Annotated in this window: 14 protein-coding genes; 10 read left to right on the plus strand and 4 right to left on the minus strand. The window is 59.7% G+C overall.

Annotation, left to right across the window (positions count from 1 at the left end):
- Positions 1-13 precede the first annotated feature (13 nt).
- Genes K5R89_RS12450 through K5R89_RS12460 form a run of 3 tightly spaced genes read left to right on the plus strand, consistent with a single transcriptional unit; the run spans position 14 to position 2,375 of the window.
- The gene (locus tag K5R89_RS12450; RefSeq protein WP_023289827.1) at positions 14-520 is read left to right on the plus strand and encodes a ferritin-like domain-containing protein; all 507 of its coding nucleotides are present in this window, start codon (positions 14-16) and stop codon (positions 518-520) included.
- 16 nt (positions 521-536) lie between these two features.
- The gene (locus tag K5R89_RS12455) at positions 537-710 is read left to right on the plus strand and encodes a hypothetical protein (protein ID WP_217220352.1); all 174 of its coding nucleotides are present in this window, start codon (positions 537-539) and stop codon (positions 708-710) included.
- A gap of 39 nt (positions 711-749) precedes the next feature.
- Entirely contained in the window at positions 750-2,375 is a 1,626-nt protein-coding gene (locus K5R89_RS12460) for an alpha-amylase family protein (protein WP_217259413.1), read from the plus strand.
- Here K5R89_RS12460 and K5R89_RS12465 read toward each other — a convergent pair.
- From K5R89_RS12465 to K5R89_RS12475, 3 genes are all read right to left on the minus strand, one after another.
- Complete coding sequence (locus K5R89_RS12465) at positions 2,372-3,367, minus strand: SDR family oxidoreductase (protein WP_217259412.1); 996 nt, start codon at positions 3,365-3,367, stop codon at positions 2,372-2,374. The genes K5R89_RS12460 and K5R89_RS12465 overlap by 4 nt on opposite strands.
- A 320-nt stretch (positions 3,368-3,687) precedes the next feature.
- Complete coding sequence (locus K5R89_RS12470) at positions 3,688-4,134, minus strand: DUF421 domain-containing protein (protein ID WP_023289822.1); 447 nt, start codon at positions 4,132-4,134, stop codon at positions 3,688-3,690.
- Between the two features lie 8 nt (positions 4,135-4,142).
- Positions 4,143-4,646, minus strand: a complete 504-nt coding sequence (locus tag K5R89_RS12475) for a hypothetical protein (RefSeq protein ID WP_101989551.1) — start codon at positions 4,644-4,646, stop codon at positions 4,143-4,145.
- A gap of 145 nt (positions 4,647-4,791) precedes the next feature.
- On the opposite strand from K5R89_RS12475, the gene K5R89_RS12480 reads away from it, so the two are divergent.
- The 4 genes from K5R89_RS12480 to K5R89_RS12495 all read left to right on the plus strand — a co-directional run bounded on the left by K5R89_RS12480 (position 4,792) and on the right by K5R89_RS12495 (position 6,887).
- Positions 4,792-5,196, plus strand: a complete 405-nt coding sequence (locus K5R89_RS12480) for a YdeI family stress tolerance OB fold protein (RefSeq protein WP_032452981.1) — start codon at positions 4,792-4,794, stop codon at positions 5,194-5,196.
- 15 nt (positions 5,197-5,211) lie between these two features.
- Positions 5,212-5,358: a hypothetical protein gene (locus K5R89_RS12485; RefSeq protein WP_032452980.1), complete on the plus strand. Its 147-nt coding sequence runs from the start codon at positions 5,212-5,214 to the stop codon at positions 5,356-5,358.
- Positions 5,359-5,472: 114 nt separating this feature from the next.
- Positions 5,473-5,904, plus strand: coding sequence for an OsmC family protein (locus K5R89_RS12490; RefSeq protein ID WP_004202630.1), 432 nt, complete (start codon positions 5,473-5,475; stop codon positions 5,902-5,904).
- A gap of 113 nt (positions 5,905-6,017) precedes the next feature.
- Positions 6,018-6,887, plus strand: coding sequence for an oxygenase MpaB family protein (locus tag K5R89_RS12495; protein WP_048297580.1), 870 nt, complete (start codon positions 6,018-6,020; stop codon positions 6,885-6,887).
- A 1-nt stretch (position 6,888) separates the two neighbouring features.
- Here the strand turns inward: K5R89_RS12495 and K5R89_RS12500 are convergent, their stop codons facing one another.
- Complete coding sequence (locus tag K5R89_RS12500) at positions 6,889-7,575, minus strand: ABC transporter substrate-binding protein (RefSeq protein ID WP_048297579.1); 687 nt, start codon at positions 7,573-7,575, stop codon at positions 6,889-6,891.
- Between the two features lie 221 nt (positions 7,576-7,796).
- On the opposite strand from K5R89_RS12500, the gene K5R89_RS12505 reads away from it, so the two are divergent.
- From K5R89_RS12505 to K5R89_RS12515, 3 genes are all read left to right on the plus strand, one after another.
- A complete protein-coding gene (locus K5R89_RS12505; protein ID WP_064154566.1) occupies positions 7,797-8,738 on the plus strand; it encodes a cation diffusion facilitator family transporter in 942 nt (313 codons plus the stop codon).
- Positions 8,739-8,980: 242 nt separating this feature from the next.
- Complete coding sequence (locus tag K5R89_RS12510) at positions 8,981-9,898, plus strand: bestrophin family protein (RefSeq protein ID WP_217220351.1); 918 nt, start codon at positions 8,981-8,983, stop codon at positions 9,896-9,898.
- A 320-nt stretch (positions 9,899-10,218) separates the two neighbouring features.
- On the plus strand, positions 10,219-12,519 hold the full coding sequence (locus tag K5R89_RS12515) for an FdhF/YdeP family oxidoreductase (protein WP_044523429.1): 2,301 nt from the start codon (positions 10,219-10,221) through the stop codon (positions 12,517-12,519).
- Positions 12,520-12,539 lie beyond the last annotated feature (20 nt).

Consider the following 12,539-nt stretch of genomic DNA (forward strand, 5'->3'; position numbering starts at 1 on the left):
ATCAGAGGTGGATATGACGGATAGTGAAAATTACCATAACTGGCTTCGCGATGCCCATGCCATGGAAAAACAGGCCGAGTCACTGCTTATGGCCACCATCAGACGCCTCGATAATGAACCGCAATTACGGACCCGCCTTGAACAACATCTCTATGAAACCCGTCGGCAACTGTCGGCCCTGCAGGACCTTATCGCCCGCAACCACATTTCCCGCTCGGCGCTGAAGGATGCGATGAGCCGGGTCGCAGCCCTGGGCCAGACTATTGGCATCATGCTGCCCGGCGATGAGCTCATTAAACTGATTATCACCGCCTACGTTTTTGCCCATTTTGAGGTCGCCTGCTATACCGCTTTATTAACGGCGGCGAAGCGAGTGGGGGACCATAGCGCGATGCCTACTCTGGAAGGGATCCTTGCCGAAGAGAGAGGGATGGCTGACTGGCTGCTGCATCATCTGCCGGCGCTGACCGGGCAATATCTGATGCATAACAATCTGCCCGGCGTTGAGGCCGGACAATAAGCCGCCGGAGTCAATTATGGTTAAGCGCCACACCATCGAGCTCCTCGCCACTGAGAAAGCGGTTCCGCTGAAATTAACCGCCAGGCAGCAGGCGCTGGTGGACGCGGTGGCGAACAGGGCCCCTCCTGCAGAGCCCGATCCCGTACCGCCTGTCGGCAAAGCAGACGTCAGGAACAGGAGGGCGCGCTGAGGAAGCTGACAGTGGCGGGCAGAACGCAAGGTGATAGTGATGCAACAGGAAGAGTGGTTTCACAGAGCGGTCATCTATCAGGTGGACAGTTCTCTGTTTTACGATGCCAATGGCGATGGGTTTGGCGATCTTGCCGGTATCCGCCAAAAGCTGCACTACATTCGTAGTCTGGGGGCGACGGTGCTCTGGCTGACCCCTTTCTATCTCACCCCATTGCAGGATGATGGCTATGATATCAGCGACCATCTGCAGCCCGATCCCCGCTTCGGGACCATCGCCGACGTGATTGAGCTGATTGCCCGCGCCCGGGAGCTGGGACTGCGGGTGATCGTTGAGCTGGTTATCCAGCACACCTCCGCCCAGCACCCGTGGTTTCAGGCGGCGCGACGCGATCCCCGCTCGCCTTTGCGGCCATACTATCTTTGGGCCGATCGGCCACCGGAGAACGACGATCCGCCCATGTTTCCCGGCGTCGAGGAGAGCGTCTGGAGCTGGGACGACCAGGCCGGACAATACTATCGTCACATGTTTTATCGGCATGAGCCCGACCTGAATCTCGCTCATCCGCCGGTGATCGCCGAAATAGAAAACATCATCACCTTCTGGCTGCAGGCCGGGGTGTCAGGATTTCGCCTCGATGCGGCGTCACATCTGGTGAAGCAGGCCGGGAAGGGCGAAGAGGCGCGGGGCTACCCGCTGCTGACGCATCTCCGGCAGGTCGTGCAGCGCATTAACCCCGACGCGATACTGCTGGGTGAAGTGGACGTGGAGGTGGAGGCGTATCGCCATTATTTCGGCCGCGGCGATCGGCTGCAGATGGTGCTCAATTTCTGGCTTAATAAATACCTCTATGTCAGCCTGGCGCAGCAGCGCGCCGCCCCGGTGGTGAAGGCGCTGCAGGCGATGGTGGCCCCGCCGGACGGATGCTGCTTCGTCAACTGGCTGCGTAACCATGATGAACTGGACCTGGAGGGGATTGGCGAACGCAACAAGCGCCAGGTTATCCGCACCTTTGCCCCGGATAAATCGATGTCGGTTTACCAGCGCGGCGTGCGCCGGCGGCTGGCGCCAATGCTGGGTGGCGATACCCGACGCATCGCGCTGGCCCATGCTATCCTGCTGGCGCTGCCTGGCGTGCCGGTGATGCGCTATGGCGACGAGATTGGTATGGGCGACGATCTGCGCTTACCGGAGCGCTACGCGGTCCGAACGCCGATGCAGTGGTCGGCGGCGCCCAACGGCGGCTTCTCCCGGGCGGCGCGGGAGGATTTGCCGGTAAAACCGGTGGCCAGCGGACGGTTTCGCTACCAGCGGATCAATGTCGAAGCGGCGCTGCGCCACCCCCGCTCGCTACTGCATCGGGTGCGCAATATGGTGCTGGCGCGCACGGAATATACTGAACCGGGATCCATCCCTTTTACCCTCCTTACGGTGAAGCCTGCCGCGGTGCTGGGCTTGTGCTATCGCAGTGAATCGCGGGAGGTGCTGATGCTGGCGAACTGCAGCCAGCAGGCGGTAGAGGTGCAGCTTCCGCCGCTGGCCGAGGACTACTGGAGCCCGATTCTGGAAGATAAGTTCTACCAGGACGGGCTGCATGGCGGGAAAGAGGCGCGGCTGGCGCTCTCAGGGTATGGCTACCGCTGGTTCAGCCGCAGCCTGCCTTAGCGCCGTCTCCCCGGTCGACGGAACAACGCCCGCAGGGCCATCGTCGCCACCGCCACGCCGACGCCGGCAGCCACTTTTCCCGGGAGATCGGCGCTGATGGTCACTGCTTTACGCCGTGCGCCATCGTTAAAGGGGCCGTGTCCGGGATGATTGCCGCGCACCGGCGTGAACAGGTCGTCCTGGTGCTCTGCCGGCTTCGGCTGGCCGGAAAACTGTCCCTCCCACGCTTTCTTCACCATCAGCCGATCGAGCAGACGAGGGAAGAAGACCTGGCCGAGGATCGACTGGATGGTGCTTTTCCCCACCCACAGCTCGTTCACCGGCCGCTGGATCACGCTGTAGATAGCCTCGGCGGCGACCTCCGGCTGATAGACCGGCGGTACCGGCTGCATGGCCTGATCCATTTTGTTGCGCGCCCAGCCAAACTGAGCGGTGTTCATCCCCGGCAGCTGGACCATGGTCAACTGGAGGTGGCTTTTCTCATGCATCAGCTCGGTGCGCACGGCATCGGTGAAGCCGCGAATGGCCGCTTTGGCTCCGCAATAGGCCGACTGCAGGGGGATCGAGCGCCAGGCCAGCGCCGATCCAGCCTGAATAATCACCCCCCGATCCCGGGGCGTCATCACCTCCAGCGCCGCGCGGGTGCCGTTGACATAGCCAAGATAGGTCACCTCCGTCACCCGGCGAAATTCGTCGTCGCTCATCTGACGAAAGGGCGCCAGCACGGTGGTCATGGCGTTGTTGATCCAGACGTCTATGGCACCGAGGGTGGCTTCCACCTCGGCGGCGGCGCGCTGCACAGCCCCGGCATCGGCAACATCGGCGCTAATCGCCAGCGTTTTGACGCCAAACCGTTCGCAGGCCTGCTGCGTCTCCTGCAGACCCGTTTCATCGCGGGCGATCAGCGCCACGTGATACCCTGCGCGGGCGAAACGCAGCGCGGTGGCTTTTCCTGCCCCGGCGGTTCCGCCGGTAATAACCATCACGGACATAGTGACCTCATTCATTTTTTCGCTATCACAAATTTAAGCTGCACGGATCGAATAATTATTAAGCACCAATAACAACGGTGAGGTGGGAAATATCCTGGAATAAGCGCAGTGTGAATCAGGCGACATATCGTGATGACTCTGGCCTGTTTCTGCATAAGCAGGCGTTGAGGTTCTATAATCTGTAAGGTCCCTAACAACCCGCGAGGAGGAAAAATGTTGACATTAAACACGCGTAGCGTTGAAAAAGAAGAGGATGACGCCACCCGCGCCCCGGAATCGGGGGATAAACAACCGGAGCGCGATAAATAGCTATTCCGCTGTTATTCCTGTTGCGGAATAATGGATATCTGGCCGTTACGTTCGAGAATAGCGAATTTGATCGCTTTCAGTTCATAAATCCCATGGTGCTGCCTGGCCGCCAGCAGGATATCATCGACAGAAATATTGACGAGCTTGATTTTCTCATCGATGACAGCACCATTTTCCACCACGATAACCGGCGTGCCATCAAGGAAATTTTCCGCCTGGGCAAATTTTTTCTTAATATAACCAAATAAAATATCAATACTGACCAGGGTGACGATAGTCAGCATCGAACCGGTGACGGAATAGTCTGTGCTGAGCATTGCCTGCTGGGTAGCTTCGCTGATAATCAGCAGCAATATCAGGTCAAAATTCGTTAACTGCATCAGGGTTCGTCTGCCGGCAATCTTGAAAATAATCAGCAATATCAGATAGATTGCTGCGGCTCTAAGGACCATTTCCATCGCGACTCCTACGGATAGACAAACTGCTGCCAGCTGACGGCAGGGCGATCGTTGACGGCCGCCTGCAGAGGGATAGTGCCTATGGTTTTGGGGGTAATCGCTAACCACACCGAGAGCGGCGAGCGGCTGGTCGTCCGCTGATACACCAGATATAATTTCCCGTCGGCACTGAACATTTTATCCGGCTGCGGGCGGATATCGCCAAGCTGGTAGCGAGTTAATAACGTGGCGGCGAAGCTGATCGTGGTGTCATTTTCCTGGTTGGGTTTGATCTGAATATTCAGTTCGGTTTCACTCATCAGTCTGGCATAACGCTGGTAATCGACGATTAATTCACCTCCGGCGCTTTCCCGGTGCGCCTCACTGAAATAACCAGAGGACCACAGGCCGCTTAACGCGGTAAGGATAATGAGGCTGAGTACAATTATCCCATAGCGCCTGAAGCGATATTCAAAGCGGAGGGCTCGTTCATTTTCGTCGACGATGGGACAAGACTGTTGATTCTCAATCATTATAATTTCCCCCGCGTTTCGTTTCGGCATCAGCGCAACGATAAGGACATTCTTATATTAGACGATATCAGAACAATTGACTTTGTAAAAATGGCCAGCCTCAGCCAGGCTTTATTCTGTTCATCAGCAAAAACAAGGAGGCATGATGAAAAAATTAGCCTTGGCCATGGCCTGTTTGTTTGCCGCCGCTGTCGCGCAAGCGGACGATAAGGGCGGTTTTAGCCAGGATGCCGCGCCGCCGCCGCCGCACAAACTGGATGACGGCTATCGCGGCGTCGAGGAGGGGCGGATCATGACCGTTGAGCAGGCGAAAACCATGCACGACGGCGCCACGATTTCGTTGCGCGGCAATCTGCTGACCCGGCAGGGAGATGACCGTTATCAGTTTCGCGATAAAAGCGGCACCATCACCGCTATTATTCCGGTTGCCGCGTTTAATGAACAGCATGTAGAGCCTGACGATCTGGTCAGTATTAACGGTAGCCTTGATCGCAAAATGACGCCGCCGGTAGTGCGTATCGATCGCCTGCTCAAACAGTCGCCTAAATAAGGGGAGCTTGCCGGTATGAGCACAACATCTCACCCGCACGGCGAGGAGCGCGGGAAGCACCCTGCGCGCGAGGCGCCGGGCGAACAGGGCGAAGTGCCGCGTAAACGGGACGACAGCGAGGATGACAAAACCGATCCTTATCATCCTCACGATGGCCGTTAGCGTCACCCGCAACGGGTACTTTTCGGGAACGCCGGGGTGGCGGGCTGCAGAATAGACGCAGGTTCGGCATCAGGCACTATACTTTTTGTTCGACATCATCACAGGAGGAGTCATATGGCGATTCATAAGAAAGGGCTGGCGCACTGGGAAGGCGATCTCAAGCATGGCAAAGGCACCGTGTCGACGGAGAGCGGGGCGCTGAGCCAGCAGCCCTACGGCTTTAACACCCGTTTTGAAGGGGTGAAAGGCACCAACCCCGAGGAGCTGATCGGCGCCGCGCATGCCGCCTGCTTCTCGATGGCTCTGTCGCTGATGCTCAGCGAAGAGGGCTATACCGCGACGTCCATCGACACCACCGCGGTGGTCACCCTCAATAAAACCGACGGCGGGTTTGCGATAACCGACATTGCGCTGCAAAGCCAGATTGTCCTGCCGGGCGTCGCGCCGGCGGCGTTCGATGAGATCATCCAGAAAGCGAAGGCCGGCTGCCCGGTATCGCAGGTGCTGAAAGCCAATATCACCCTCGACTACCAGCTGAATCCGTAAGCTGTCGTGCCCGCACTCTGCGGGCACCGTTCCCGCGATCTCTCTCCCCGCCACTGCCTCCGCTGCGCAATAGTGGTATCTTTGGTCCTTTCGCAAACGTAAAGGAATCCATCATGATCGGCATTCGCGGGATGATCGAGGCGCAGGTGCTCGGCCTGACCGGCATGGCGCTAAAAGAGATTGATTTTGAACAGCCCAAAGGGGAGCCGGGGCTGTTTGGTCCGCAATCAGCCATCTGGCAGGTGCATGGCGATTTTACCTCTATGTTGTGCGGCGGCATTAGCGCGTTGCTGCTGCAGATGCTGCATCCCCTGGCGCTGGCCGGCGTCTGGGACCACTCCCGTTTTCGCGAGGATATCTTTGGCCGCCTGCGCCGCACCAGTCAGTTTATCTCCGCCACCACCTTTGCCGCCACCCCTGACGCGGAGCGGCTGATCGCCAAAGTGCAGGGGATCCATCAGCGGATCGCCGGGGTGGATAAGGACGGCACGCCGTATCAGGCAAGCGACCCGGCGCTGTTGACCTGGGTGCATGTCGCCGAGTGCAGCCGCTTTATGGCCTCCCACCTGCGCTATAAGCGCACGGTGGTCAGCGTCCAGCGCCAGGAGGACTATTTTCGCGAGTCGGCGGAGATCGCTCGCCGGCTGGGGGCCGAGGATATTCCCCGGACGCCGAATGAGGTCGCGGACTATCTTGAGGCGATGCGCCCGCAGCTGCGCTGTGACGAACGTACCCGGGAGGTGGCCGAGGTGCTGCTCACCACCCGTCTGCCGGGTCGCCTGATTCAGCCGGTTGGCCAGGTGATGATGAGGGCCGGGATCGATCTTCTGCCGCCATGGGCGCAGGAGATGCTGGGACTGTCGCTGACGCCGCTGCAGCGGCGCACGACGCGTCTGATGGTGCAGGCTATCGCCCGCGTGCTGCGCGCCTCGGTACGCAACGGCGCCTGGCATTGCGCCATGCGCCGGATGGCAGAGGCGTGATTCAGCCCGCCTCGCCCAGGTGCCGGGCAATCAGCGCCTCCAGGCTACCGTCCGCTCGCCATTCGTTCAACGCGTCGTTCACCGCGCTAAAGCGGGCCACGTCTTCCCGGGCGACGCAGATGGCCTGGTGGATCTCGGTAAAATTATCCGCCAGGACCCGCACCTCCGGATGGCGGCGCGCTGTCGCCTCCAGCGGCTGACGGATGCCGGCGACCATATCCCCTTCACCGGCGAGGAAGGCGTCGATGGCCTCCTGCGAGGAGGGGAGACGATTCAGGCTGGCGTGCTGCAGATGGCGGGTTAACCACAGATCGTAGGCGGCGTTTTGCCCGACGTTAATCGTGGTTGCCGGGCGATCCATATTGGCCACGCTCTGGCAGGGCGAACCGGCTCTCACCAGCGCGGTTCCCTGGATGGTGATATAGGGAGAGGTAAAGCGCAGGGTCGCCTCCCGTGCCGGATCGATGGCCAGAAAGGCAATATCCCAGCGTTCGCCGCCGGCGTCGGCCACCACTTTACCGGCGGCAGGATAGGTGACGAACTCGGCGGCGACGCCCCAGCGCTTCGCCAGTCGATGGCTGAGCTCGGGGGTAATGCCTGTCGGCACGCCCCTTTCGCCAGGATGGGCCAGTACCGCATTGCCCAGATTAATGGCAAAACGCAGCCGGGAGGGTGTGATATCTGACATCGCTGACTCCTGTGGTGGCTAAGAGAAGGCGGCCCGACCTGTCGGCGCCAGTGATAAGATAGTCCATCCGCGCGCGGTTGTACCTCTCCGGCCACACTTTCAGAATCTATTCATTAACGACCGCAGCGAATTCGTTAAACCGCAAGGCAATGGCTTTTATATTGTTAAGCATAAACTCAGCTTGTCAGTTTATTCTTCCCGCTCACTGAGGGAGAGAAATAATGACACAACATAATTTTGACAATGATAATAAATATCATCAGCGTTCGGAGCAGGCGCGAAAGAGTACCCTGGTTAGCGTGGTGGTCAATATTTTTCTCTCCACGTTGCAGATTGCGGTGGGAATATTCTCGGGTTCCCAGGGGTTAATTGCCGATGGAATGCACTCTTTTTCCGATCTGCTCGCCGATGGCGTTGTGCTGGTGGCGAATAAAAAGAGTCGCCGGCCCTCTGACCACGATCACCATTATGGCCACTGGCGCTATGAGAACGGCGCCTCTCTGATCCTCGGCGCGATCCTGGCGCTGGTCGGGGTCGGTATGCTGTGGTCTGCAGCGGGTCATCTCGCGCAACCGCAGACGATTGCGCCGGTGCACAGCGTGGCGCTGTGGATGGCGCTGACGGCGCTGGTGGTCAAAGAGGGACTGTTTCGCTATATGCTGGCGGCCGCCAGGCGGCTGAACTCCTCGCTGCTCATCGCCAACGCCTGGCATGCCCGCTCGGACGCCGCGTCATCCCTGGTGGTGGCGCTGGGGATCATCGGTAATCTGGCCGGGTTTGCCTGGTTCGATCCGCTCGCCGCGCTGGCGGTGGGGCTGGTGATTACGCGGATGGGCTATCGTTTCGCCGCCACCGCGCTGCACGATTTAATGGACCGCGCCGTCGATGAAGAGACGCAGCGGGCGATCGCCGGCACGCTGCGGGCCACGCCGGGCGTAGCGGGTCTGCACGATTTGAAAACCCGTAAGGCGGGGGATCTGGTGCTGGTGGATGTCCATCTCGAGGTGGCCGGAGAGCTGTCGGTAGCCGAAGGGCATCAGATTGCCCGGCAGGCGCGGGCGCGAGTCATAGCGCACCATCCGGTGCTCAATGTGATGGTGCATCTCGATCCCAGCGCGGCGGTTGCCGGTTCGCCGGGGGAGGCAAACTGCCTGACGTCATAAGCGGAAAACAGACTGGCTCAGCGTTTATTTTATCCCTGAGCCATTATTCCTCGGCCACCCGCTCGCACTTTGATTGCCCGAACGATAAATAAGGCTCATACTGAGCCGGCCATGACCATCGCTAAATAATGGCGCAGATCTGCCCGTTGCAGTTAACGATAAAATAAACCAATCGGTTCATCGATACTCTCTATTTTTTATTTAGAGATAATAACCAGAGCGGTAATTCAGGAAGTCAGACAATGATCATTCGGCCAGAACAACACTGGTTTCTTCGCCTATTTGACTGGCACGGCTCCGTGCTGTCAAAAATCATCTTTCGTCTGCTGCTTAATGTGCTGATGTCCATCATCGCCATTATCAGCTATCAATGGTACGCGCAGTGGGGGATCCACTTAACGGTGGCGCCGTTCAGCCTGCTGGGGATCGCGATAGCGATTTTCCTCGGCTTTCGCAACAGCGCCAGCTACAGCCGCTTCGTCGAGGCGCGCAATCTGTGGGGGACGGTGCTTATCGCCGAACGTACGCTGGTGCGCCAGTTGCGCAATATCCTGCCGGCCGAACACGATGCCCATCGCCGCATCGTCAGCTACCTGGTGGCTTTTAGCTGGAGCCTGAAGCACCAGCTGCGCAAAACCGATCCGACGGCTGACCTGCGGCGGTTGCAGCCGGCGGACCAGGTGGCGGAGATCCTCGCCAGCTCAATGCCCACCAACCGGATCCTGCTGCTGGTCGGCAACGAAATCGGCCAGCTGCGCGAGGCGGGCAAGCTTAGCGACATCACCTATGGGCTGATGGACAACAAACTCGATGAGCTGGCGCACGTGCTGGGCGGCTGCGAAAGGCTGGCCACCACCCCGGTGCCGTTCGCCTATACCCTGATCCTACAGCGCACCGTGTATCTGTTCTGCACGCTGCTGCCGTTCGCCCTGGTCGGGGATCTGCACTACATGACGCCGTTTGTCTCGGTCTTTATCTCCTACACCTTTTTGTCATGGGATTCACTGGCGGAAGAGCTGGAGGATCCCTTCGGCACCGCCGCCAACGACCTGCCGCTGAACGCGATGTGCAATACCATTGAGCGCAATCTGCTCGACATGACCGGTCAACATCCGCTGCCGGAGACGCTGCGTCCGGACCGGTACTTCAACCTGACCTGAGCCCCTGCGCACCGGGCAGTTTCCGCTGCCCGGTCATCACTTTCCCGCGCCCATGCGACCCGCCGCACGGAGGGGGCGATAAAAGCAAAATTTGCAAATAAGTTAAATTTAACACCCGATAGATAACATCAATTATACAGATTTGTGGTGTATGTTATTATTCGGTTAACAAACGCAGTACCTACGCTTTCCCATCGTACTATCCTTGAGAAACAGCATTCTTATCAGGTGACGCCGCGCACACCACGCCTCGTCGCCGGGGTCGTCGCACGCTTTTTTTCCGCCGGCGGCGGCCAGAACAGAGCAGCAGGAGTAAAAAGATGACCAATAAAAGACGCGCGGTTCCCGGTGTTCACCCTTATGACGGTCCGGCAGGCGGGTGGGGCGCGTTGAAGGCGACGGCCATCGCCGTGCGTACCCAGATGGATGCCTTTGAAGCGCCCGCCACGCTGCTGCGAACCAACCAGCCTGACGGCTTCGATTGCCCGGGCTGCGCCTGGCCGGATAAAGAGCATAAATCCACTTTTCAGTTTTGCGAAAACGGCGCCAAAGCTGTGACCTGGGAGGCGACCACCAAACGGGTGACGCCAGCGTTCCTCGCGGCTAACACCGTGACCTCCCTGCTGGCGAAAAGCGATTTTGAACTGGAGGGCTATGGCCGCTTAACCCATCCTTTGGTTTACGACCGCGCCAGCGACACGCTGCGCCCGGTGGCGTGGGAAGAGGCTTTCGCCCGTATCGGCGAGATCCTTCGCGGCCTGCAGCCGGATGAAGTTGAATTCTACACCTCCGGACGGGCCTCCAATGAAGCGGCATGGCTGTTTCAGCTTTTTGCCCGCGAGTATGGCACCAATAACTTTCCCGACTGCTCTAACATGTGCCATGAATCCACCAGCGTGGGCCTGCCGCAGTCGATCGGCATTGGCAAAGGCACCGTTTCCCTCGACGACTTTGACCAGACCGAGCTGGTGATCTCTATCGGCCATAATCCGGGCACCAACCACCCGCGGATGATGGGCACCCTGCATGAGCTTTCCCGCCGCGGCGTGCCGATTATCGTTTTTAATCCGCTGCGTGAGCGGGCGCTGGAGCGTTTTGCCGACCCGCAAAACGTGATGGAGATGGCGACGTATCGCTCGACGCCGATCGCCTCGACCTACTACCAGGTGCGGGCCGGCGGCGACGCGGCGGCGCTGAAAGGGATCGCCAAAGCGCTGCTGCAGCTGGAGGAGGAGCAGGGCCAGGTGCTCGACCACGCGTTTATTGCGCAACATACCCAGGGGTTCGCCGCCTTCGCCGAGGATCTGCACGCCACCCGCTGGCAGGACATTGAGCAGGAGTCCGGCCTGACGCGCGAGTCGCTGACCCAGGTCGCCGTGGCCTACGCCAAATCCAGGGCCACCATCGTCACCTACGGCATGGGGATCACTCAGCATAATAAAGGCACTTCCAACGTCCGGCTGATTGCCGACCTGCTGCTGATGCGCGGCAATATCGGCAAGCCGGGGGCCGGCATCTGTCCGCTGCGCGGCCACTCTAACGTGCAGGGAAACCGCACCGTTGGGATCAGCGAAAAACCTTCCGCGGCCTTCCTCGACAGCCTGCAGCGGGTGATGGGGATCACGCCGCCGCGGCATCATGGTCACGATGCGGTGAAGGCGCTGGAGGCCATGATCGCCGGCGACGCCAAAGCCCTGATCTGCCTCGGGGGCAACTTCGCCGTGGCGATGCCGGATCACGAACGCGCCTTCCCGGCGATGCGCGGCCTTGAGCTCAGCGTGCACGTCGGCACCAAGCTCAACCGCTCGCACCTGCTGACGGCGAAAGAGACCTTTATTCTGCCGTGCCTTGGCCGCACCGAGCTTGACCTGCAGGCCAGCGGCCGACAGTCGATCACCGTCGAGGATTCGATGTCGATGGTGCATGCCTCGTCAGGCAAGCTAAAGCCCGCCTCGCCGACGCTGCGCTCGGAGCCGGCGATTGTCGCCGGTCTGGCGAAGGCCACTCTGCCGGCCAGCAAAGTGGACTGGCTGTATCTGGTGGAAGATTACGACCGTATTCGCGATCTGATCGAACAGACCATTCCGGGGTTCGAGAAATATAACCAGCGCATTCGCCACCCCGGGGGCTTTCGCATGCCGCTGCCGCCGACCGAGCGCATCTGGCCTACCGCCACCGGCAAAGCCATGTTCTCGGTTTTCAAAGGCGTGCATGAGAACGTGGTGGTGGAGGGCGAGGAGGTGATGCGCTTAGTGACCCTGCGCAGCCACGACCAGTACAACACCACCATCTACGCTATGGATGACCGCTACCGCGGCGTCTTCGGCCGTCGCGACGTGCTGTTTATGAACGAGCAGGATATGGCCGCCCAGGGTCTGGAGCATGGCGATCGGGTCGATATCCACACTGCGCTGCCGGGCAGCTCGCTGACGCTCAGAGATATCACGGTGGTGGCCTACGGCATCGCGCCCGGCACCGTCGGCGCCTATTATCCGGAAGCCAACGTGCTGGTGCCGCTGAACTATCTGGATGAAGAGAGCGGAACGCCCTCCTATAAGTCGGTCCCCGTCCGCCTGACGCTGCGCTCGAAAGAGATCCGCCCGCTGTCCGGCGTGCGTTAAAGAAGGAGGGCGTTGGGCGG

The sequence above is a fragment of the Klebsiella sp. TF21-TM genome (genome assembly GCF_019753495.1).
Taxonomy (GTDB): Bacteria; Pseudomonadota; Gammaproteobacteria; order Enterobacterales; family Enterobacteriaceae; genus Klebsiella; species Klebsiella quasipneumoniae.